Origin of the sequence: Actinomadura sp. WMMB 499 (assembly GCF_008824145.1) — a bacterium.
Lineage (GTDB): Bacteria > Actinomycetota > Actinomycetes > Streptosporangiales > Streptosporangiaceae > Spirillospora.
Genome location: NZ_CP044407.1, coordinates 7,614,870 through 7,636,553 on the forward strand (window position 1 = coordinate 7,614,870; position 21,684 = coordinate 7,636,553).

Here is a 21,684-nt window from a genome sequence, read left to right on the forward strand (position 1 = left end):
CAGAGGAGAGGGATGAGCGTTTCACTGGGAATTCCTACGGTCCGTGACGGGCAGGGGGCGGGGGCCGCGGCGATGCCGCGCCGCAAGTCCCGTCAGATCATGGTCGGGAACGTGCCGGTGGGCGGCGACGCGCCGGTGTCGGTCCAGTCCATGACCACGACGCTGACCGCCGATGTGAACGCCACGCTGCAGCAGATCGCCGAGCTGGCCGCGTCCGGATGCCAGATCGTCCGGGTGGCCTGCCCGTCGCAGGACGACGCCGAGGCGCTGCCGGCGATCGCCCGCAAGTCGCCGATCCCGGTCATCGCCGACATCCACTTCCAGCCGAAGTACGTGTTCGCCGCGATCGACGCGGGCTGCGCGGCGGTCCGGGTCAACCCGGGCAACATCAAGAAGTTCGACGACAAGGTCGGGGAGATCGCCAAGGCCGCGACCGAGGCCGGGGTGCCGATCCGCATCGGCGTCAACGCCGGGTCGCTCGACAAGCGGCTGCTGGAGAAGTACGGCAAGGCCACCCCCGAGGCGCTGGTGGAGTCGGCGCTGTGGGAGTGCTCGCTGTTCGAGGAGCACGGCTTCCGCGACATCAAGATCTCCGTCAAGCACAACGACCCGGTCGTGATGATCGAGGCGTACCGGCAGCTCGCCGCCGCCTGCGACTACCCGCTGCACCTCGGCGTCACCGAGGCGGGCCCGGCGTTCCAGGGGACGATCAAGTCCTCGGTGGCGTTCGGCGCGCTGCTGAGCCAGGGCATCGGCGACACGATCCGGGTGTCGCTGTCGGCGCCGCCCGTCGAGGAGGTCAAGGTCGGCTCGGCGATCCTGGAGTCGCTGGGGCTGCGGCAGCGCGGCCTGGAGATCGTCTCGTGCCCGTCGTGCGGGCGCGCGCAGGTGGACGTCTACACGCTGGCCGAGCAGGTCACGGCCGGGCTGAAGGACTTCCCGGTCCCGCTGCGCGTCGCGGTCATGGGCTGCGTCGTGAACGGGCCCGGCGAGGCCCGCGAGGCCGACCTGGGCGTGGCGTCCGGGAACGGCAAGGGCCAGATCTTCGTCAAGGGCGAGGTCATCAAGACCGTCCCCGAGGCGCAGATCGTCGAGACCCTGATCGAGGAGGCCATGCGGATCGCCGAGGACATGGGCATCGAGGTCGGCGAGGACGGTTCCGTCTCCGGCCCCGGCGCCGAGGTCATGGTCGGCTGACCCGCCGACCGGCACCCGAAGGGCCCGAAAGCCCCCGGAACCCGTTCCGGGGGCTTTCTCATGCCCGGGGACCGGAACGTTCGGGGTGATCACGAAGTTCCGGTGATCTTGTCACGATTCGGTATCCACCATGTGATGGGCCTGTCCGCGCCGACGTGATCATCGCAACAATCTTCACTCATTTACCCATATGTCTGGCTCGACCGAGTCGGCACGTTAGGGGGATTTGTGAAGAGGATCGTCGTCGCGGCCACCGTGGCCGCGCTCGGCCTCACCGGCCTGGGCGCCACAAGCGCGCAGGCCGCGAGCCCGTCCGCCGGACCGGCCGGAGGATTCGACCCCGCAGCACTGGAATGGCACGCCTGTCCCGCGGACTTCGTGGAGACCGTGCGCTCCGCCTACGACTCGCTGTACCCGGTCTCGAAGATCGTCCAGTGCGCCGAACTGGCGGTGCCGCTCGATCACGCGAAGCCGGACGGCGCGAAGATCACCCTGCAGCTCACGAAGACGCCGCACACCGGCGACGGGCCCGCCGAGGGCGACATCGTCGTCAACCCGGGCGGACCGGGCGGCGGCGGGGCGCTGTTCGGGCCGCGCGTGTTCGCGCAGAACTCGCCGGAGATGCGGAAGGCGTACAACGTCATCGGGTTCGACCCGCGCGGCGTCGGCATGAGCGAGCCCGCGCTGAGCTGCGACAAGACGTACACCAACGCCCCGCGCCCCGCCTACGGCGAGGGCGAGATCGGGCCCGTGGCCACCTGGCTGTGGCGCTCGGCCGGTTACGCGCGGGACTGCGAGCGGGCCGACGAGATCGGCCTGATGGACCACGTGAAGACCATCGACTCCGTGCACGACCTGGAGACGATCCGCAAGGCGCTGGGCAACGACCGGCTCGACTACTACGGTGCCTCGTACGGCACGTACCTCGGTTCGTCCTACGCGACCGTCTACCCCAAGCGGGTCGACAAGATGGTGCTGGACGGCAACGTCGGGCCGTCGCACGTCTGGTACGAGGCGAACCTGAACCAGGACGTCGCGTTCGACGAGAACATCGAGTACTACTTCGGGTGGATCGCCCGGTACGACGACGTCTACGGCCTGGGCGACACGCAGGAGAAGGTCCGCGACTTCTTCTACGGCCTGCGCGACGAGCTCCGCGGGAAGCCCGTCCGCCACACCGACCCCGAGAGCGGGCAGGAGCTCGCCGTCGGCCCGGCCGAGCTGATCGACGTCATGCTCAACGCCGGCTACCGACGCAGCCAGGCGATCTGGCACGGCTACGCGGCCGGGCTGTCGGCGTACAAGGCCGGGGACGTCGCCACCTTCGCGAGCACGTTCGGTTCGCCCACGAGCGGCGAGGCCGACGACAACGGCTACGCGATGTACCTCGCAACCGAGTGCACCGATGTGCAGTGGCCGCGGAGCTGGTGGAAGTGGTACCGCGACAACTCGCGGATCAACGCCGAGCACCCGTTCACGACCTGGGGCAACGCCTGGTTCAATGCCCCCTGCCTGTTCTGGGGCGCGAAGGCCGGGGAGCCGGTCGACGTCGGGGCCGCCCCCGACCTGCCGGAGAACATCCTGATGTTCCAGTCCACGCATGACGCCGCGACGCCGTACGAGGGCGCGCTCGACATGCACGAGCGCCTCCGGGGATCGCGGATGGTCGTGCAGGACGGCGACCGGACGCACTGCATCGTGCACCGCGGCTCCGCGGCCGTCGACGCCTATTACGACGCGTACTTCCTGCGCGGCGAGCGTCCGGACGAGCGGATCGTCCACGTCCCGGACCTCGGCGACCCGAAGCCGCCGTCCGAGGCGCGGGCGAAGGCGCCGACCGGCACCGGCGCGCCGGAGGCGGCGCTGCTCAAGGCCGACGTCATCCGCCCGTGACCCCGCACCGGGCCCGGCCGGTACGGCCGGGCCCGGTCCCGGGCGGGCGTGACCTCCCGGTTCGGCATGGAATCGCGCGATCGCCGGTTCGGCGGTGCCGCGGCGCGCGACCGGTAGAAAGCGAAAGTGCCGAACGACGTCGCCAGAAGGATCACCGCCGGGACGGCCGTCGCCGCGCTCGCCCTCGCGCTCGCGGGCGTCGCGGAGCCGGGCGCGTCCGCCGCGCCCGGGGCCGCCGCGCCCGGCTCGGCCGCGGCCGGGGCCGCCGCGCCCGGCTCCCGGATTGCCGCGCCCGGCTCCCGGATCGCGTGGAAGCCCTGCCCCGCCGCCGACCCCGTCGCGGGCGGCAGGCTCAAGGGCCTGGAGTGCGCCGAGGTCCGCGTACCCCTCGACCACCACCGTCCCGACGGGAAGCAGATCACGCTCGCGCTGAGCCGCGCCCGGCACACGGCGGCCGAGTCCAAGGGCGCCGTCCTGCTGAACCGCGGCGGGCCCGGCGCGACCGGCCGCGACCTCCCCGCCCTGTTCTCGTCCGCGCTGCCCGGGGACGTCGCCGCGGCGTACGACTGGATCGGGTTCGACCCGCGCGGCGTCGGCGCCAGCGAACCCGCGCTGAGCTGCGACGAGACCTACCGGAACCCCGGACGGGCGCTGCCCGACCCGGTCCCCGCGGACGCCGGGGAGGAAGCGGCGTGGGTCGCGCGGGCCCGCGCCTTCGCGCGCTCGTGCGCCGAGGAGCACGGCGAGATGCTCCCGCACATGGGCACGGCCGACGGCGCCCGCGATCTCGACGCGATCCGCCGCGCGCTCGGGCAGGAGAAGCTCGGCTACGTCGGCTACTCCTACGGCGCCTACCTGGGCGCGGTCTACGCGACCACGTTCCCCGAGCGGGTCGGCCGGATGGTCCTCGACAGCGTGCCCCGGCCGAGCGGTGTCTGGTACCGGAACAACCTCGACCAGAACGTCGCGTTCGAGGACCGCATCCGCGCCTACTTCGACTGGATCGCCCGCCATCACGGGACCTACCGGCTCGGGACGACCGGAGCCGAGGTCCGCGCCGCCTACGACAGGGCGCGCGCCGCGGTCGCCACCGCGCCGATCGACGGCCGCATCGGCCCCGCCGAACTCGACGACCTGTTCCTCGGCGACGGCTACGCCCGGCACACGTGGGACGCTCACGCGCGCGCCCTGTCGGCGTACGCCGTCGGCGGCGACCCGGGCCCCCTCCGCGCGATCTGGACGCCGCCGACCCCGGTCGACCTGAACGGCTACGCGGTCTACACCGCCGTCGAGTGCCGCGACGCCGCGTGGCCGCGTGACTGGGCCCGCTGGCGCGACGACGCCGAGCACCTGTACCGGACGGGCCATCGCTTCGAGACCTGGAGCAACACCTGGTACAACGCGCCGTGCGCGTTCTGGGAGGCGGCCGGCGGGCCCCGCCCGGACGTGTGGGGCGAGGCGACGCTGCCGCCGATCCTGCTCGTCCAGGCGACCGAGGACGCCGCGACGCCGTACGAGGGCGCGGTGGAGACGCACCTGCGGTTCCCCACGTCCCGGCTGCTGGTGCAGCGAGGGGGCGACGAGCACGGCGTCACGCTCACGGGGGACGCCTGCGTCGACCGTGCCGTCGCCGCCTACCTGGGGCGCGGCGAGCTGCCCGCGAGCCGTCCCGGCCCGGACGCGACGTGCGACGCGGCCCCGCCGCCCGCCCCGGCGGACGCGCGGCCGGACGCGGACGCGGCGGAGGGCGCGCGGGAGAGGCCGGTCGAGCCCGCCGGGTGAGCCGCCGCGTCCGGGCGCGGGAGCCGTTGAGGTGATCGGGGCCGGGACCGCATAGGCTTGGCCACGTGGTGCTTTCAGTGGTGAAGGCCGCCGTGCGGGGCGGGTCCCCGGCCCGGGGAGGGTAGCGGTGCGCATGCTCGGCTCGGCGCCCGTGCGGGTGCTGGACGACCGGCATCGGCGCGACGCGCTGGCGATCCTCGACGCCGATCCCGTCGCGAACGTGTTCGTCGGGTCGCGGGTGCACGCGGCCGGGCTCGACCCGCGGCGCCTCGGTGCGCAGATGTGGGGCTACATGCGCGACGGGCGGCTGGCGTCGCTGTGCTACTCGGGCGCCAACCTGATCCCGGTCGCCGCCTGCCCGGACGCCGTCCGCGCGTTCGGCGAGCGGGCGCGGGCGCAGGGGCGGCGCTGCTCGTCCATCGTCGGGCCGGTCGACACGGTCGGCGACCTGTGGCGGATCCTCGAACCGTACTGGGGGCCGCCGCGGGCGGTGCGCGCGGTGCAGCCGGTGATGGCGACGTCGCGGGTGCCAGACGCCCCGCCCGACCGGGCCGTCCGGCGGGTGCGGATGGACGAGTTCGACGTGGTGTATCCGGCGTGCGTGTCGATGTTCACCGAGGAGGTCGGGGTCTCGCCGAACACCGGCGACGGGGGAGTGCTGTACCGGTCGCGGGTGGCGGAGCTGATCCGGGACGGGCGGGCGTTCGCCCGGATCGAGGACGGCCGCGTCCTGTTCAAGGCCGAGATCGGTGCGGTCACGCCGCACGCCTGCCAGGTGCAGGGCGTGTGGGTGCCGCCGGACCTGCGCGGCCGGGGGCTGTCGGTGGCGGGGATGTCCGCGGTGGTCACCGAGTCGCTGCGCGGGATCGCGCCGACGGTGTCGCTCTATGTCAACGACTACAACGCGCGGGCGCGGGCCGCCTACCGCCGGGTCGGCTTCGTGGAGACCGGATCGTTCATGTCCGTCCTGTTCTAGCGTTTTGTTATTCCTTGCCCGATTACTCCCCGATACCTGACGGGAACGGTCCGGAACGGTAGCATCCGGGCCGTGGAATTCGCCGGGGCACTGCGGCAGGCCATCCAGGCCAGCGGGCTGACCCTGGAACGCGTCCGGCACCGGCTGGAGCGCAGCGGCCTGACCGTCAGCGTGGCCACCCTCAGCTACTGGCAGCGGGGCCGCAGCCGCCCCCGCTCGCGCGCCGTCGTCGAGACCCTCGAGGACGTCCTCGGTGTCGAGCCGGGCACCCTGACCGACCTGCTCGACGAGCCCGCGCCCGTCGCCGGAGCGGTCGCGACCCCGGCCGCGGGCCGGGGCGCGCTCGCCGCCGGGCCGTCCCCCGCCGCGCCCGCCTCCGCGCGTGGGCTGTGGCCCGACCCCGCGGGGTACGCCGAGCTCGTCGGCCAGCTCGACCGGTCCGGCGACCACCGCCTCGAACGGCTCAGCGTCCACGACGTCTACCGGCTGGACGAGGCGGGCCGCACCTGGACGCTGTCGGTACGGGCCGTGCTGCGGGCCGCCGGCGACGACATCGACCGCGTCGTGTGCGTCCACCGGACGAGCCCCGCGGTGCACGGCGCGGACGGGGGGTCCGGCGCGTCCGGGCTCGCCGCCGCCCGCTACTGCCGTCCGGGACGGATCCGCGCCGGGGGCGGACTGGTCGCGTTCGAGCTCGTCTTCGACCGGGTGCTGGCGGCTGGGGACACCGCCGTCGTCGAGTACGACCTCGGGCCCGTCACGATCCCCGAGGGGGCCGGGCCGCCCGGCGGGTACGACCGCCGCTTCCCGCATCCCGTGCAGCACTACGTCGCGGTCGTCCAGTTCGACGGCGAGCGGCTCCCGGCCCGCTGCTACGGCTTCTCCGCCGAGGCCGCCGACGGGCCGCGGCACCGCCTCGGGGAGCTGTGGGTCGGGACGTCCGGCAGCGCGAACCTCGCGGTCGCGAACGTGCGGCGCGGTATCGTCGGCCTGGAATGGGAGTGGCACTGATCGTGCGACGGGAATCACAGCGCCGTTGTGAACCTTTGCCGCTCGACGCGGGGGGCGAGCCGTCTTACAGTGAGCGCGGGAGCGGAAAGTTCACGAGTCAAGGCCGTTTCACGGGGGCCGGCCGGACCGGATCCGGAGGCCTAGCAGTGCAGAGTGTCGCCGAGGACGACCTTCTACAGGTCCTGCAGTACGGTCCCTTCAACGTCGCCCTGCAGGCCGCCATCCAGGCGCGCGGCCTCAGCCTGGAGTCGCTGCGCCGCCGCCTGGAGGAGCAGGGTATCGCCGTCAGCCTCTCCACCTTGAGCTACTGGCAGCGCGGCCGGACCCGCCCCGAGCGCGCCGACTCGCTGCGCGCCGTCCGCGGCCTCGAGGCGATCCTCGAACTGCCGCGGCACTCGCTGCTGACGCTGCTGCGCCCGTCCGCCGACCGCTCCGCCGGGCCGTGGCAGTCGGTCGAGGAACTGTGCCCGGAGCCCGGCGTCCGCGACCTGCTCGACGAGATCGGCGACCGCGGCGAACGGCAGCTCACCGGGCTCAGCCTGCACGACCAGCACATCGTCGGGCACCGCCGGGAGCTGCGCGAGGTCCGCACCCGCGCGGTGTTCCAGGCCCAGCAGCGCGGCGTGGACCGCTGGATCGCCGTCTACCACCACCCGCACGGCGTCCTCCCGTCCTCCCGGACCGCCCGCGGCTGCCGCTTCGGCCGCGTCCGGATGGACGAGTCGAGCGGCCTCATCGCCGCCGAGCTGCTGTTCGACCGGGCCCTCGGGCGCGGCGAGACGTACCTGCTGGAGTACGGGTTCGGGTTCGACGAGACCGGCCCGCCGGTGACCGAGGAGGGCCGCGGGTTCCGCACTCCGCAGCACGAGTACCTCATCGAGGTCTGCTTCCACCCGGCGACGCTGCCCGCCCGCTGCTACCGGACGTGGCGGCCCGACGGCCAGTCCGCCCTCGAGGACTCCGCGGATCTGCGGATGTCCAGCTACCACAGCGTCCACTACATCGAGTTCGGCATGGCCGCCGGCTACCACGGCATCCGCTGGGAGTGGGACTGACGGCCTACAGCACCAGCAGGTTCAGGAGCCGGTCGAGTTCGGCGGCGGGATCCTCGGTGAGGCCCGCGTGCACCGGCCCCGGCTGGACGATCGTGCTGCGCGGCGCCGTCAGCCAGCGGAACCGGGCGCCCGGCGCCTCGGCGGCCGCCTGCCCCGCCCGCTCCCCGCCCCCGCACACGGCGTCGACGCCCGCGAGCGCCGAGCGGACGCCGTCCAGGTCCAGGGACGCGTCGAGCGCCTTCAGCCGCGGGGTGTCGAGATGGGTGCGGCAGCCCAGGTAGTCACGGGCCCGGCAGTACACGACGACGCCCACGTTCATCACCTCGCCGCGCTCCACGCGCGGGATCACCCGCAGCGCCGCGTACTCGAACACCGTCGGCTCGCCCGCCTTCCGGATGTTGCCCGCGCCGCTCATGCCGGGCCCCCGAGCCAGTCCGGGCGGTTCTCGCCGCGCCGCGTCCCGGTGTCCGGGCGGCGCCCGCTCACCGCCAGGTCGGGCAGCCACTCGCGGGGCTTGCCGGCGCGCGGCAGCAGCACGTCCACGTAGGCGTCCCGGACGGCCTGCGGCCCCGCGAACCCGGGCTCGCGCTCCAGCCACTCGTCCGGCACCAGCGAGGTCACCTCGCGCAGCACCCCCTCGGTGATGCGCGGCGCCAGTTCGGCCTCCGCCTCCTCCAGCCGCGTCGCGTACCGGGTCAGGACGTGGTCGTCGACGTCGTAGGGACCGGAGAACAGCCGCGCCGCGTTCGCCCACGCGTGATGGAAGATCAGGCTCGCGCCGTGGTCGATCAGCCACACGTCGCCGTGCCACACCAGCATGTTCGGGTTGCGCCAGCTCCGGTCCACGTTGCCGATGAACGCGTCGAACCACAGCACCCGCGACGCGAAGCCGGGGTCGGGCGTCCAGCCCAGCGGGTCGAAGCCGAGCGAGCCCGGCAGGAAGTCGATCCCCAGGTTGCGGCCCGAGCTGGCCTTCAGCAGGTCCTGGACGTCGGGGTCGGGCTCGTGCCGGCCGATCACCGGATCGAGGTCGATCAGCACCTGGTCGGGCACCCGCAGGCCGAGCCGGCGCGCCAGCTCACCGGCGATCACCTCGGCGACGAGGGCCTTGCGGCCCTGCCCGGCGCCGTGGAACTTCATCACGTAGGTGCCGAGGTCGTCGGCCTCGACGACGCCCGGGAGCGACCCGCCCTCACGCAGCGGCGTCACGTATCGGATGGCTGTCACATGAGGCAACACGACGTCACGCTATCGGTTGCCGGGATAATCGCCCGCATGGATATCGAGCTGGTGGACCTGTCGGTGCCGATCACCACCGGCATGCAGGTCTACCCGGGGGACCCCGAGGTGGAGGCCGCTCCCGCGCTCACGGTCGCCGAGGAGGGCGTGAACGTCCTGCGGCTGCACCTGGGCTCGCAGTCCGGCACGCACGTGGACGCCCCGTTCCACATCGACGACTCCCTGCCCCGCCTCGACGAGCTGCCGCTCGCCCGCTTCACCGGACCGGCCGTCCTCATGGACGCCCGGGGGCTGCCCCCGCGCGCCCCGATCGAGCCCGGCGCGCTCCCGTCCGGCCTCCGTCCCGGCACCGTCCTGCTCGTCGCCACCGGGTGGTCGCGGCACTGGGGCACCGACCGCTACCTCGACCACCCGTACCTCGCGCCCGAGACGGCCGAGGCGATCGTCGCGGCGGGCGTCCGCACGGTCGGGATCGACGCGCTCAGCGTGGACCCGACCCCGGTCCTGGGGGCGGACGGCTTCACCCTGGCGGCCCACCGCGTGCTGTGCGGCGCCGGGGCCGTCATCGCCGAGAACCTCACGAACCTCGACACCCTGCTCGCCGCGCGCGGCGCCGCGATCGAGGCGTCCCTGTTCCCGATCCGGCTGGCCGGGGCGGACGGCGCACCGGTGCGCGCCGTCGCCCGCGTCACCCGCTGAGCCGTGGCCGCGCTCCCGCCCTGCCGGTGCGGGAGCGCGGCCCGTCAGATGCGGCTTGGGCTCGACCTGCCGCGGGCCGAGCCCAGGGTGACGTTCGCGCCCGGGAGTTATCTCATCTCGCACGACCGACGTGGTTGATGCAGATTTCGCAGCCTTTGCCGCAGATGCTGTATATGACCCGATAGCGCTCGATATGCAGACGACTGTCTACCGGCCCGTGCGGGAAGGGCTCCTTCGGGCGGGGATCATGGGCGAGCGCGCCGGTCGCCTCCAAGACCTCCTGCATGTCCCTTGGGGGGCGTCCAGGTAGGGGAGAGCATGCTTGTGGCTTTCGGCTCCCAGATCAGCGCATAGGTCATGTCTCCGTGAGCCCCAGGAAGCGACGTACCTGTTCGGTCGTCATGCCGGGTTCGACCTCGCCGGTGGCCGCCCTCTCTCGCGAGCGTAGTGCGGCGGCCAGTTGCTCGGCTTCGAGTTTCGCTTCGCGGAGGCGGAGGTACTCGTCCAGGGGTACGACGACGGCCGTCTCGTCGCCGAGACGGATCGTGTTGTGCGGGTCGTCACCCGGCAGGTCGCTCGCGACGGTCACGCTACTGGGGGGCGACGGCCCGTTCAGGGCGTCGATGGGGAGCTCGCTTATGACGGCGAGAATAGAGAAGTGTGCGGAGCGTAGTCACACCTTCGTTGCATCTCACCGACTGCTTCCGTGGGGGCGCGTCCAGGGGGAGATCAAGTCGTCCGTTAACGGGCGGCGTTCACGTTCCTCCTTGCGCGATAGTGGGGGAGGGGGCGACGAGGGGAGCGGGATGCGGGTCACGTGGGCGACGGACGAGGGCGATCCGAGGCGGGGCAACGAGGACTTCGTGGCGGCGGCGCCGGGTGCGGCGGTCGTCCTGGACGGCTGCGGACTTCCGCTCGGCACGGACCTCGGCTGCGTGCACGGCACCGCCTGGTACTCGCGGTCCCTCGGCACCCGCCTGCTCGCCCGCATGCTGGACGGGCTCGGCCCGCAGGCCGGGGCGCCGGTCGGGCCGCCCGAGGGCGCGCACGTCCGCGCCGACCGTCCGCTGGTGGGACGGCTCGCCGGGGCGATCGCCGACGTGGCCGCCGCGCACCGTGCCACGTGCGACCTGACCGTCCCGACGACGCCCCGCGCGACCGTCCTGGCCGTCCGGGTGCGCGGCGACCTGCTCGACTACCTGGTGCTGGCCGATTCGACGCTGCTGCTGGACTGCCGCGACGGGCTGCGCGAGATCACCGGCGGCCCCTGCTGGGTGGGGTCCGACCCGGCCGGGGCGGAGGACGCGATCACCGGGACGGTCGCGCTGCGCGACGTGCGGCACGCGCTGCTGCTCACCGACGGCGCCACCCGCCTCGCCGACCGGTTCGGCGTCACCGACCTGGCAGGTCTCGCCCGCCTCGCCGTCGAGTCCGGCCCGGCCGTCCTCGTCGAGCGCACCCGCGAGATCGAGCGCACCGATCCGCAAGCCGTCCGCTGGCCGCGCGGCAAGCCGCAGGACGACGCCACCGCCGCCGTCTGCGCGTTCTGAGCACAGGATGTCCCGAGCAACCGCTTGGTCGGGTGTTACGGTGTCCTCGCGGAGAGAGGGGAGCGGGGATGCGGCTGGGCGTCACGATGTTCGCCACCGACCTGACCATGGCGCCGCACGAGCTGGCGCGGGAGGCGGAGGCGCGCGGCTTCGCGTCGCTCTACCTGCCGGAGCACACCCACATCCCGGTCTCGCGGGCGACCCCGCCGCCCACCGGGGACGGCACGCTGCCCGCCGAGTACGGGCGGACGCTCGACCCGCTCGTCTCGCTCGCCGCGGCGGCCGTCGTCACCGAGCGGATCACGCTGGGCACCGGCATCCTGCTGTCGGCCCAGCGGGACCCGATCGTCACCGCGAAGGCCGTCGCCACCCTGGACCGGCTCGCGGGCGGGCGCGTCGCGCTCGGCGTCGGCTACGGCTGGAACGCCGAGGAGGGCGCCGACCACGGCGTGCCCTGGCAGCGCCGCCGCGCGATGGTCCGCGAGCACGTCCTGGCCATGCGCGAGCTGTGGACGAGCGAGGAGGCGTCGTTCAAGGGCGAGTTCGTCGAGTTCGAGCCGAGCTGGTCGTGGCCCAAACCCGACGGGCGGGTGCCGGTGCTGCTCGGCGGTGCCCCCGGGCCGACGCTGTTCGAGCACGTCGCCGAGTACGGGGACGGCTGGCTGCCGATCGGCGGCGCGGGCGTCCGCGAGGCGCTGCCGCGGCTCCGGCGGGCCTGCGCGGACGCGGGGCGCCCGATGGTCCCGGTCGTCCCGTTCGGGACCCTGCCGTCCGCCGAAAAGCTTGACCACTACGCCTCGCTCGGCATCGCGGAGGTGGTGCTGCGCGTACCCGCCGGCGGTCGCGACATGGTGCTGGCGTGCCTCGACGAGTACGCGTCGTCCTACCTGTGATCCGGACGGACGCCGTCAGCGGATCATCGGGAAGCAGAAGAACGCCGGGATCCGGAAGTACTCGCCCTTGTTCGACTTCACCGCACCGATGATCAGCGCGACGAACGGGCTGATCAGCAGCTCGAGGTACATGAAGACGAGCGGGATCAGGAACAGCGGGTTCTCGGTGATGATCAGGGGCACCACGGAGACCAGCAGGAACGCCGCGACGTGGATCAGCAGCGTGAGCGAGTAGTTCAGCGCCTGCGCGGCGTGGTAGCGGACGAACCCCGACTCGCGCCGCTTCACGAAGTAGATGACGAGCGGGGCGATGAAGCCGACGACCAGCGAACCGAGATAGCAGAACATCGCCCACATGGGCTCCTCACCGCCGCCGGCCGTGCCACCGGGCGGCGGGCCGTAAGGCGGCGAACCGTGGGGCGGGGGACCGCCGGGCGGCTGCCCGTACCCCCAGTTCGAGCCGCCCCCGGGATAACCCTGCTGGTACCCGCCGTACGGCTGCTGCCCGTAACCCTGCTGGCCGTACGGCTGCTCGTAGCCCTGTCCGTATCCCGGACCGTGTCCCTGCTGCCCGTGCGACCAGTCGTCGGGCGGTGCGAAGTCGGGCCGGTCTCCGGGCGGCTGATCCGTCATGTGCAGGAATCTATCTCGCAACGCCGACGATCCTCGCCGTTCCGGACGCACTAGCCGGATCTGCCGAAAACGGCCACCAGCGCGGCGGCCTTTGCCGGGGGCATGGGCAGGCTCCTCCGGCCGAACCGAGACCCTGGTGTACGGGGCATTCCGCCCGACAACTTAGAATCTCGTTCGGCTGAGGGAGGCTGAATGAGCGAGGTGTTCGCGGACCGGGACATCCTGTCCGACGACGACGAGACGGCGCTCGCCGCGCTCGCCGCCGAGGTGCGGGAGCTGACCGAGGCCATGGTCCTGACCCGGATCGAGCCCGCCGAGGCGGCCTCGGTCGCCGCCGAGGTCGCGGCGCTCACCGCACGTGTGAAGGCCGCCGCGCGCGTCCACCCGCCGTACGGGGCGATCGCCGGGCACGGTCTCGAGCGGCAGATCGCCAACCCGGTCACCGGTCACCTCAACCCGATCGCCCCGCCCGTGGACTTCGAGATGTCCGAGGAGGGCATCGTCCGCGCCGAGTTCACGCTGCCCGCCGTCTACGAGGGGCCGCCCACCTTCGTGCACGGCGGGGTCTCCGCGATGGTCATGGACCAGGTGCTCGGCATGGCCGCCGCCGCGACCGGCACCCCGGGCATGACCGCCACCCTGGAGACCCGCTACCGCCGCCCGACCCCGCTCGGCGTCCCGCTCACGGTCGAGGCGAAGGCGAGCCGCGTTGAGGGCCGCAAGATCTACGCCGACGGCACGATCTGCGGACCGGACGGACGCGTCTGCGTCGAGGCGTCGGCGATGTTCATCGCCCCGCAGTCCGCACCCGGCGACGCCGTCTAGAGGTACCGGCGGGGAAGACTCCCAACGCCGGGGCACGTTCGGCGTGAATTCCGCATGGGAGGGCCTCCCAGTTCCGATCATGGATCGAGAACCGCGAACACGACCTTCCCGAGGTTGCCGCTCAGCGGCCGGACGCCCCAGTACCGCGTGTAGGACTCCACGACGAACATCCCGCGCCCGGACTCGGCGTCGAGGTCCGCCCGCTGCACGCGCGGCTCCTCCCACAGCGAGTCCTGCACCTCCATCCACAGCGACCGGTCCTCGTTCCACCCGATCCTGAAGGTGACGTCGTCGGTTCCGGTGGTGTGCCGGATGGAGTTCGTCACCAGCTCGCTCGCGACCAGGCACGGGACGAAGTCGTCCACGTCCGTCGTCCCGAGCACCAGCCGCACGAAGCCTCGCACCTCCGCGACCGACCCGAGGTGGCGCTTGACCACCATCTCCGCATGCGTCGCCTCCACCATGCCCAGCTCCCATCACTGTGTGTTGCGGATGGCATACATTCAGCCATCTTGAGAGTTAGGATTGGCGTGCCACTGCGAAGTGGCGCTCAAGAGCAAGGCCCCCGCCGTAGCTGCAAATTGCCAAGAGAGGTAAGTGATCATGGCGGTACGGCGTCAGCGTCAGCGTCCCCAGGAATCTCCGGCCCTCGTCGCGCTCGGACGGCAGATGCGGCGGCTGCGAGAGGCCAAAGATCTCAAGCAGGAGACGATCGCCCACCTGACGAAGGTCAGTCCCGCCCAGGTGAGCAGGATCGAAGCGGGGAAAAAGCGAGCCACACGGTCGTACGTCGAGCTGGTGGACAACTACCTTGAGGCGGGCGGGTTCCTCATCAGTCTGTGGGGTGACCTGAACAAGGACGGTCACCCGGTCCCGATCTGGTTCGACTGGCCACAGATCGAGGCCGATGCCGTCGAGTTGATCACCTACGAGCACACGATCGTCCCCGGGCTGCTTCAGCACGAGAGTTACGCGCGCATGTTCCTCAACACGGAGGAGGCAGTGGAAGCGCGCCTGTCGCGGCAGGGGATCCTTACCAGGGAAGACAGAACTCCCACGACCCTGACCGCGCTCTTGGGTGAAGCGGTGCTCGGTTACATGGTCGGATCAGCCGAGGTGATGCGTCAGCAGATGGAGCACCTGATCTCTCTCAGCGAACTGCCCAACGTCACCATCCAGATCGTCCGGAACAATGGGCGCCCTTCAGGCACAGGCGGCGCCTGCGTGATGGCTACCATGGAAGACCGCAGTGAGGTGGCATACCTGGAGACGATCATTCGCGGCATCACGACCGATGCTCCCGAAGATCTGGCGAAGCTGTCCAACGCCCTGCGAGAACTACGGGCGCGGGCCCTCCCGGAAGACATGTCACTGGATGTGATCAGGAAGGCGCTTGAAAAATGGACCTGAGTAACGTCGCTTGGCGCAAGGCAAGCCGGAGCGGCGAGAACGGTGGCAACTGCGTCGAGTTGGCGGCGGTTTCCGGCGCGATCGGTGTCCGCGACAGCAAGGATCCGGACGGGCCCGTCCTCCTGCTCACCTGCGCCGCTCTTCGTGAGGCCATCGGGCACCACATGCCGCGATGAGCGGTGAGTACCGCTCCACTCGGTCAACGTGAACGGCATGCCCGTGCGTGAGGACGGGTGCGTCCTCGCCATCGAGCGGCGGGACGACGGACGCCGGGTGCGGCGGGGCGGGCCGTTCGTGCGGGTGTCCGACGGGGATCGAGTGCTCTGATCCGCCCGTCAGGTGACCGGCCGGTGTGATGGCCGCCGTTCTTGTCGTTCGGGCCCGTTACTCTGCCGGACCATGTACGAGATGGCCGCAATGGCTGGATTCTTTGCCGCCCATGGCGTCTGGAGCGTCTCGACGGGCGAGACGCTGATCCCGATGCTCGCCTACGAGTCCCCGAACGGCGAGCGGGGCATGGAACGGCTGGTTCAAGACGACGTCGGGGACGCCGCGAGGGCGGGGCAGGAGGCGCTGCACACCGGTCAGGACGACCGGGTGCGCGCGGTCCTCGTGATCGACGCCTACCTCCACCTCGAGGCGGGACGCGTCGATGCGCTGATCATCGAGGCCGTGGAGTACCTCCCGTCCCGGCGGTCGATGAAGATGGCGGTTCCCTACCGGCCCGAGGCGACTTCCGAAGGGTTCGCCGTGTTCCGGCCGAAGTTCCTCGAAGCCGAGGGCATCGACGAGGCGGAGGTTCCCGCGCTGGCCGACTCCTTCTTCTCCGGCGTCGACTCCCACGAGAAGGCCGCCGGGATCTGGGACGCCCACCTGGTGGACGAGTCCGTTTAGCGGCGGGGACCGGTCCTTCCGTACGGTGGGTACCGCCGCCGCGCGAGGTCGTCACCGGCGTGGACGGCCCATCTTCGCGTCATCGCGGAAGGGACGGACGAGTGTCGACGACCCGGTTCTCTCTCGTGGGCGGTGCCGTGTGACGGGGCCGGTCGCCGTGCTGGTCAACGGGCTGCCCGGTGCGGGGAAGTCGACGCTCGCGCGGGAGTTGGCGCGGCGTCTCGGGCTGCCGCTGTTCAGCAAGGACGTCATCAAGGAGACCCACGCGGACGTGCTGGGCGCGGCGGCTGCCGGGGTGCCGCAGCGTCGCTGGAACTCGGCGCTCGGTGCGGCGGCGAGCGAGACCATGTGGGCACTGCTGGCGGACGCGCCCGCCGGTGCGGTCCTCGAGTCCTGCTGGCCGTCGGACGTCCGCGACCTGGTCACGCGCGGATTGAACCGTGCCGGGGAGCCGAGGACGGTCGAGATCTGGTGCGATGTCCCGATGGAGATCGCCAGGCGGCGCTTCGAGGCCCGGCATCCGCGCCATCCCGTGCACGGTGATCCGCTGACGGACGACGAGTGGGAGAGCCGGCGGCACACGGCCCGGCCGCTCGGTGTGGGGCCGACGTTGCGCGTCGACACCACGCGTCCGGTCGATGTGCATGCCGTCGTCGCATGGATCCGCGAACGGGAGCACTGAACGGGCGGGAGCGCGCGCGGGTGCCGCGGCTTCAGCGGGGCGGTTCGGTGTCGACGAGCGTGCGGAGCAGTTCGATCGTGTCGGCCGAACTGGAGCCCGCTTTCGTGGTCATCACGGACAGGGATTGCCCGGGGGAGCGGGTCATGGCGAGGTTCTGCTGCGTGACGGTGAGTTCGCCGACGAGCGGGTGCCGCAGCAGGTAGGCATCGGCCTCGCACGGCCTGACCCGGTGGTCGCTCCACAGTGCGGTGAACTCGTCGGACCTCATCGACAGTTCGCCGATCAGCGAGGCGAGCAGCGCGTCCTCGGGGTGGCGGCCGGCGACCCGGCGCAGGTGGCCGACGACGGCGCGGGCCTTGCGCTCGCGGTCCGCGTACAACTCCCGGGTGTGCGGGTCGAGGAACAGCATGCGCGCCAGGTTGGGCCGATCGGCGGGACGGTCGGGGGCGGTGGGGTCGACGTGTCCGGCGAGGAGGGCGTGCGCGAGGGGGTTCCAGGCGAGCACGTCGGTGCGGCGGCCGAGGACGAGCGCCGGTGCGTCCCCGACGGAGCGCATCAGGTCGCGGGTGAGGGTGTCGACGTGCTCGGCCGGGGGCTCCTCGCGGGGGCGGGGGCGGCCGGACGCGAGCAGGTGCAGGTGCGCGCGTTCGTGCTCGTCCAGGCGCAGGGCGGTGGCGAGCGCGTCGAGCACGCCCGGGGACGCGTTGACCGACTGGCCCTGTTCGAGGCGCGTGTAGTACGAGACGCTGACGCCCGCGACGTGGGCGAGTTCCTCGCGGCGGAGCCCGGCGACGCGGCGGGGGCCGGGCAGCGGGACGACGCCCGCGTCCGCGGGGGTCAACCGCGCACGCCGGGCCTGCAGGAACTCGCTGAGCTGCGTCGAAACCGCCATGACGTCGAGTATGCCCGGCTTCGCGGCGGTGAGCCTGACCCTGCCGTGCATACCCACAACGCGGGCTGGTGGCCGCCGTGGACGGCGGGTCAGGCTGGCGGAAACCCCACGAGAACGGACGGGATTTGCCATGCAGGAGATCGTGCTCGGTGACGTGACCGTCACGCGAGTCGTCGAGTACTACGGATCGGTCGAGATGTCCCCGGACGTCTTCTTCCCGGAGGCGCCGGAGCGGGCGTGGCGGGAACACGGGTCCTGGCTGGAACCGGACTTCGTCGACCCCGCCTCGAACGAGTGCGTCTCCGCGATCCAGACCTGGGTGCTGCGCAGTGAGGGCCGGACGATCCTCGTCGACACCGGTGTCGGCAACCACAAGGAGCGTCCGTACTCGCCGGTGTGGAGCCGCCGGAACACCGGCTTCCTCGGCGAGCTCGCGCGGGCGGGCGTCCGGCCGGAGGACGTCGACCTGGTGGTGAACACGCACCTGCACGTCGACCACGTCGGCTGGAACACCCGGCTGGACGACCGCGCGTGGGTGCCGACGTTCCCCAACGCCACGTACCTGATGCCGCGGCGCGACTTCGACTTCTGGAATCCGGCGAACGGCCACACCCCGCGGCTCGGGCGCGGCAACCAGAACGTGTTCGAGGACAGTGTGGCCCCGGTCCACGAGGCGGGGCAGGCGCTGCTGTGGGACGGCTCGCACACCATCGACCGGAACCTGCGGCTCGAACTCGCGCCCGGGCACACGCCGGGCTCCTCGGTGCTCGCGCTGGAGTCCGGCACCGACCGGGCCCTGTTCGTCGGTGACCTGCTGCACACGCCGCTGCAGTTCGTGGAGGCCGACGTCAACAGCTGCTTCTGCGAGGACCCGGCCGAGGCCAGGGCGACCCGGCGGCGGCTGTTCGGCCGGGCCGACGAGACCGGCGCGCTCGTCCTGCCCGCCCATCTGGGCGGCCACGGCGCCGCCGAGGTGGCGCGGGACGGCGACGGGTTCGCGATCAGGGCGTGGGGCCCGTTCGCCCGTATCTGAAGGAGGAACGTGATGTCCGATCCGATCGTGACCACCGCCGCGGGCGACGTCCGCGGTACCGAAGGCGACGTGCGCCGCTTCCTCGGCGTCCCGTACGCCGCGCCGCCGCGGGGCGCGGGACGGTTCGCGCCGCCCCGCCCGCCCGAGCCGTGGACGGGCGTGCGCGACGCCCGGACGTTCGGCCCGACCGCCCCCCAGCCGCGACGGGACGCGTTCGGCGCGCTCGACATGTCGCCGTACTTCGGGCCCGGCTGGGTTCGCGGTGACGACCACCTCACCGTGAACGTGTGGGCGCCGCGCGGCGCCGCGCGCCGCCCGGTGATGGTGTTCGTGCACGGCGGCGGGTTCGTCGCGGGCTCGCCGCGGGCCGCGCTGTACGACGGCGCCGCGTTCGCCCGGGACGGCGCCGTCCTCGTGACGGTCGGCTACCGGCTCGGCGTCGCGGGGTTCCTCGACCTGCCGGGCGCGCCCCGCAACCGCGGCCTGCTGGACGTCCTCGCAGCACTGCGCTGGGTCCGGCGCGAGATCGGGGCGTTCGGCGGCGACCCCGGGAACGTCACCCTGTTCGGCCAATCCGCGGGCGCCACGATCGTCGCCGGGATGCTCGCGACGCGCGAGGCGGACGGGCTGTTCCGGCGGGCGATCGTGCAGAGCGGCAGCGGCCTCGGCGCGTTCGCCCCCGAGCAGGCGGCCCGGGTGACGGGCGCGGCGGCCGCGGCGCTCGGTGTCGCCGGGACGGCGGAGGGCTTCGCCGGTGTGCCCGACGAACGGCTCGTCGACGTCGTCCCCGAGCTGGGCGGCCTGGACCTGCGGACGGGCGAGCTGTTCGACCCGCTCGCCGGGCTCAGCCCGTTCGGCCTCGTCCTCGACCGGCAGCCCGCCCGGAGCCGTCTCGCGGATGTCGACCTGCTCGTCGGCACCAACGCCGAGGAGGGCAACCTGTACCTCGCGCCCCAGGGGAACCTGACCTCCTCGACCGCGCGGGACGTGCGCGAGACGGCGTCCGCCGTCCACGCCGACCCGGACGCGCTCGTCGCGGCGTACCGGTCGCGACGCCCGGACGCGGGGGAGGGCGAGGTCCGTTCGGCGATCCTGGGGGACGCGCTGTTCGGCACGGGCAGCCGGGCGCTCGCCGAGGCCCACGGGAACGCGCACGTGTACGAGTTCGTCTGGCGCTCGGGGGCGGTCGGCGGCCTGCTGGGCGCAGCGCACGCGGTGGAGGTCCCGTTCGTGTTCGGCCGCTTCGACCTCCCCGAACTGGGTGGCCCGCGGGGGCTGCTCGGCCCCGCGGAGCCGCCCGCGCCGCTCGCCGGGGAGATGCGCGCGGCCTGGGTCTCGTTCGCCCGGTCCGGCGATCCCGGCTGGCCGCCGTACGGCCGGGACGGGACGGTCCGCCGCTTCGGCGCGGCCCCGGAGACGACCATGCCGTCCGGCTCCTCGGTGTGGGAGCGTCCGGTCGGAGCGGTGTAGCCGACGGCCCCTCGGGTCCGGACCGGCGGCGCGGAGGGGCGATCACGGCTCGTCACGTCGCCCGTGAATCGGTCTCCGGGGCGGCGGGCGGAGCATCGCGCGGCGGCGCCGCGTGCGGATTCGGGGTCGGTGGTGCGCCGCGCGCGCCGTAGGCGGCGCGGGCGGCGCACCCGGCCGCGAGCGCGAGGAGGGCGGCGACGGCGGCGGCCGTGCGGAGCAGGCCGTCGGCGGAGGTGGGGGCCGCGAAGTAGACGCCGCCGAGTCCCGCGACGGCGACCACGCCGGCCAGCGTCGGGCCGGTGGCGTTGAGCGCCGACACCGCCGACGCCAGCCGCGGCTCCACCAGGGACGCGATCCGCGCGATCAGCGGGCTGTAGCCCGCCGCGTGCCCGGCCCCGGCGAGGACCAGCGGTGGTACGGACGCGTACAGGTGCCACTGCCCGCGGTCGAGGAGGGCCAGCGCGACCGCCCCGGACCCGAGCATGATCGGCCCCGCGACGGGGAGGGCGTCCCGTACCGGCCGCGGGTACCGGTCCCAGGTCAGGCTGACCAGGCCGAAGCCGATGGTGTAGGGCACGAACGCCAGCCCGGCCCGGAGGGGGGAGAAGCCCAGTGCGGACTGCAGGTGCAGGGTGAGGGTGAGCAGGAGAACGGTGTAGCAGCCCATGCCGAGCCAGCAGGCGGCCAGTCCCGGCTTCACGCCTTCCGGCCTGAGCGCCGCCAGGTCCAGCAGGGGGTGCCGTGCCCCGGCCTCGTGGCGGACGAACGCCGACAGGCCCGCGGCGCCGCCCGCGAGCGAGATCCAGGACCAGGCGGGGAAGCCGTGGTCGGGGCCGAAGACGAGCGGGACGATGAGCGCCGTCATCGCGACGGACAGGATCGCGACGCCGACGAGGTCGAGGCGTGCCCGCCCGACGGCGGGGGAGGCGGGGAGGAGGCGCGGGCCGAGCGCCAGCAGCACCGCGCCGACCGGGACGTTGAGCAGGAAGACGGGGCGCCAGCCGAGCCCGAACAGGTCGGCGCCGACGACGAGCCCGCCGACGACCTGCCCCAGCGCGACGCCGAGCGCGAGCACCATGCCGTACAGGCCGAGTGCCCGGCGCCGCGCCGTCCCGTCCCAGGTCAGCTGGATGAGCGAGAGTACCTGGGGGATCAGCAGCGCGGCGCCCGCGCCCTGCGCGACGCGGGCGAGGACGAGCGTGGCCGCGTCCGGCGCCAGCCCGCACAGCAGCGAGGCCCCCGTGAAGCAGCCGAGCCCGAGCAGGAACGCGCGCCGGTGCCCGACGACGTCGCCGATCCGCGCGCAGGTGACCAGCAGGACGCCGGTGGCCAGCAGGTAACCGGACACGATGAGCTGGATCGCCGTGCCGCCGGTGCCGAGTCCCGTCCGGATGCTCTGCGCCGCGACCGAGGCGATCGAGCCGTCCATGGACGCCATCAGCTGCCCGGTGAGCAGCACGGCCAGCATCGGCCGCCGGCGGGGGACCGCCGGACGAGTGGGGATGGTCATGCGCGCGAGCATCGGCTGTGCGCGCCGGTCCGGTCTTGAA

23 protein-coding genes are annotated in these 21,684 nt (G+C 72.9%); 16 read left to right on the top strand and 7 right to left on the bottom strand.

Annotation, left to right across the window (positions count from 1 at the left end; genetic code table 11):
• The first annotated feature begins 72 nt into the window (after positions 1–72).
• From ispG to F7P10_RS34630, 6 genes are all read left to right on the top strand, one after another.
• Positions 73–1,197 (top strand): flavodoxin-dependent (E)-4-hydroxy-3-methylbut-2-enyl-diphosphate synthase, encoded by a 1,125-nt coding sequence (gene ispG / locus F7P10_RS34605; RefSeq protein ID WP_151018465.1) that lies wholly within the window; start codon positions 73–75, stop codon positions 1,195–1,197.
• Between the two features lie 228 nt (positions 1,198–1,425).
• On the top strand, positions 1,426–3,090 hold the full coding sequence (locus tag F7P10_RS34610; protein ID WP_176611778.1) for an alpha/beta hydrolase: 1,665 nt from the start codon (positions 1,426–1,428) through the stop codon (positions 3,088–3,090).
• Between the two features lie 126 nt (positions 3,091–3,216).
• Positions 3,217–4,872 (top strand): alpha/beta hydrolase, encoded by a 1,656-nt coding sequence (locus tag F7P10_RS34615; protein WP_254716172.1) that lies wholly within the window; start codon positions 3,217–3,219, stop codon positions 4,870–4,872.
• A gap of 133 nt (positions 4,873–5,005) precedes the next feature.
• Positions 5,006–5,848, top strand: coding sequence for a GNAT family N-acetyltransferase (locus F7P10_RS34620; protein ID WP_151018467.1), 843 nt, complete (start codon positions 5,006–5,008; stop codon positions 5,846–5,848).
• Positions 5,849–5,920: 72 nt separating this feature from the next.
• Positions 5,921–6,859, top strand: a complete 939-nt coding sequence (locus F7P10_RS34625; protein WP_151015987.1) for a helix-turn-helix domain-containing protein — start codon at positions 5,921–5,923, stop codon at positions 6,857–6,859.
• A 146-nt stretch (positions 6,860–7,005) separates the two neighbouring features.
• A complete protein-coding gene (locus F7P10_RS34630) occupies positions 7,006–7,914 on the top strand; it encodes a hypothetical protein (protein WP_151015989.1) in 909 nt (302 codons plus the stop codon).
• Positions 7,915–7,918: 4 nt separating this feature from the next.
• On the opposite strand, the gene F7P10_RS34635 is transcribed toward F7P10_RS34630, so the two are convergent.
• The gene (locus tag F7P10_RS34635) at positions 7,919–8,329 is read right to left on the bottom strand and encodes a DUF3037 domain-containing protein (RefSeq protein WP_151015991.1); all 411 of its coding nucleotides are present in this window, start codon (positions 8,327–8,329) and stop codon (positions 7,919–7,921) included.
• Entirely contained in the window at positions 8,326–9,153 is an 828-nt protein-coding gene (locus F7P10_RS34640) for a HipA family kinase (protein WP_151015993.1), read from the bottom strand. The genes F7P10_RS34635 and F7P10_RS34640 overlap by 4 nt, the downstream gene beginning before the upstream one ends.
• A 36-nt stretch (positions 9,154–9,189) precedes the next feature.
• Between F7P10_RS34640 and F7P10_RS34645 the strand changes: the two genes are divergently transcribed.
• A complete protein-coding gene (locus F7P10_RS34645) occupies positions 9,190–9,852 on the top strand; it encodes a cyclase family protein (protein ID WP_151015995.1) in 663 nt (220 codons plus the stop codon).
• Positions 9,853–10,207: 355 nt separating this feature from the next.
• Here F7P10_RS34645 and F7P10_RS34650 read toward each other — a convergent pair whose 3' ends face one another.
• Positions 10,208–10,441, bottom strand: coding sequence for a hypothetical protein (locus F7P10_RS34650; protein ID WP_151015997.1), 234 nt, complete (start codon positions 10,439–10,441; stop codon positions 10,208–10,210).
• Positions 10,442–10,658: 217 nt separating this feature from the next.
• Between F7P10_RS34650 and F7P10_RS34655 the strand changes: the two genes are divergently transcribed.
• Both F7P10_RS34655 and F7P10_RS34660 read left to right on the top strand, forming a co-directional pair.
• Positions 10,659–11,402 carry an integrase gene (locus F7P10_RS34655; protein ID WP_151015999.1) on the top strand — a complete coding sequence of 248 codons (744 nt, stop codon included), beginning with the start codon at positions 10,659–10,661 and terminating at the stop codon, positions 11,400–11,402.
• 68 nt (positions 11,403–11,470) lie between these two features.
• Positions 11,471–12,295, top strand: a complete 825-nt coding sequence (locus F7P10_RS34660) for an LLM class F420-dependent oxidoreductase (protein WP_151016001.1) — start codon at positions 11,471–11,473, stop codon at positions 12,293–12,295.
• A 15-nt stretch (positions 12,296–12,310) separates the two neighbouring features.
• Here the strand turns inward: F7P10_RS34660 and F7P10_RS34665 are convergent, their stop codons facing one another.
• Positions 12,311–12,928 carry a DUF4870 domain-containing protein gene (locus F7P10_RS34665; protein ID WP_151016003.1) on the bottom strand — a complete coding sequence of 206 codons (618 nt, stop codon included), beginning with the start codon at positions 12,926–12,928 and terminating at the stop codon, positions 12,311–12,313.
• Positions 12,929–13,120: 192 nt separating this feature from the next.
• Here F7P10_RS34665 and F7P10_RS34670 point away from each other — a divergent pair, with 192 nt between their 5' ends.
• Positions 13,121–13,753 carry a PaaI family thioesterase gene (locus F7P10_RS34670; protein WP_151016005.1) on the top strand — a complete coding sequence of 211 codons (633 nt, stop codon included), beginning with the start codon at positions 13,121–13,123 and terminating at the stop codon, positions 13,751–13,753.
• A gap of 77 nt (positions 13,754–13,830) precedes the next feature.
• Here the strand turns inward: F7P10_RS34670 and F7P10_RS34675 are convergent, their stop codons facing one another.
• On the bottom strand, positions 13,831–14,217 hold the full coding sequence (locus tag F7P10_RS34675; RefSeq protein ID WP_151016007.1) for an ATP-binding protein: 387 nt from the start codon (positions 14,215–14,217) through the stop codon (positions 13,831–13,833).
• A gap of 139 nt (positions 14,218–14,356) precedes the next feature.
• Here F7P10_RS34675 and F7P10_RS34680 point away from each other — a divergent pair, with 139 nt between their 5' ends.
• From F7P10_RS34680 to F7P10_RS34695, 4 genes are all read left to right on the top strand, one after another.
• Positions 14,357–15,163, top strand: coding sequence for a helix-turn-helix transcriptional regulator (locus tag F7P10_RS34680; RefSeq protein ID WP_254716832.1), 807 nt, complete (start codon positions 14,357–14,359; stop codon positions 15,161–15,163).
• Positions 15,154–15,339 (top strand): DUF397 domain-containing protein, encoded by a 186-nt coding sequence (locus F7P10_RS34685; RefSeq protein WP_151016011.1) that lies wholly within the window; start codon positions 15,154–15,156, stop codon positions 15,337–15,339. Before F7P10_RS34680 ends, F7P10_RS34685 begins: the two co-directional genes overlap by 10 nt.
• Positions 15,340–15,580: 241 nt before the next feature.
• Positions 15,581–16,057, top strand: a complete 477-nt coding sequence (locus F7P10_RS34690) for a hypothetical protein (RefSeq protein ID WP_151016013.1) — start codon at positions 15,581–15,583, stop codon at positions 16,055–16,057.
• A gap of 139 nt (positions 16,058–16,196) precedes the next feature.
• Entirely contained in the window at positions 16,197–16,739 is a 543-nt protein-coding gene (locus F7P10_RS34695; RefSeq protein ID WP_218040229.1) for an AAA family ATPase, read from the top strand.
• Between the two features lie 31 nt (positions 16,740–16,770).
• On the opposite strand, the gene F7P10_RS34700 is transcribed toward F7P10_RS34695, so the two are convergent.
• Positions 16,771–17,631 (bottom strand): helix-turn-helix transcriptional regulator, encoded by an 861-nt coding sequence (locus F7P10_RS34700; RefSeq protein ID WP_151016015.1) that lies wholly within the window; start codon positions 17,629–17,631, stop codon positions 16,771–16,773.
• Positions 17,632–17,761: 130 nt separating this feature from the next.
• Between F7P10_RS34700 and F7P10_RS34705 the strand changes: the two genes are divergently transcribed.
• Both F7P10_RS34705 and F7P10_RS34710 read left to right on the top strand, forming a co-directional pair.
• Entirely contained in the window at positions 17,762–18,664 is a 903-nt protein-coding gene (locus tag F7P10_RS34705; RefSeq protein ID WP_151016017.1) for an MBL fold metallo-hydrolase, read from the top strand.
• A 12-nt stretch (positions 18,665–18,676) separates the two neighbouring features.
• On the top strand, positions 18,677–20,134 hold the full coding sequence (locus F7P10_RS34710; protein WP_151016019.1) for a carboxylesterase/lipase family protein: 1,458 nt from the start codon (positions 18,677–18,679) through the stop codon (positions 20,132–20,134).
• Between the two features lie 52 nt (positions 20,135–20,186).
• Here the strand turns inward: F7P10_RS34710 and F7P10_RS34715 are convergent, their stop codons facing one another.
• Positions 20,187–21,644, bottom strand: a complete 1,458-nt coding sequence (locus F7P10_RS34715; RefSeq protein WP_151016022.1) for an MFS transporter — start codon at positions 21,642–21,644, stop codon at positions 20,187–20,189.
• Between the last annotated feature and the right edge of the window lie 40 nt (positions 21,645–21,684).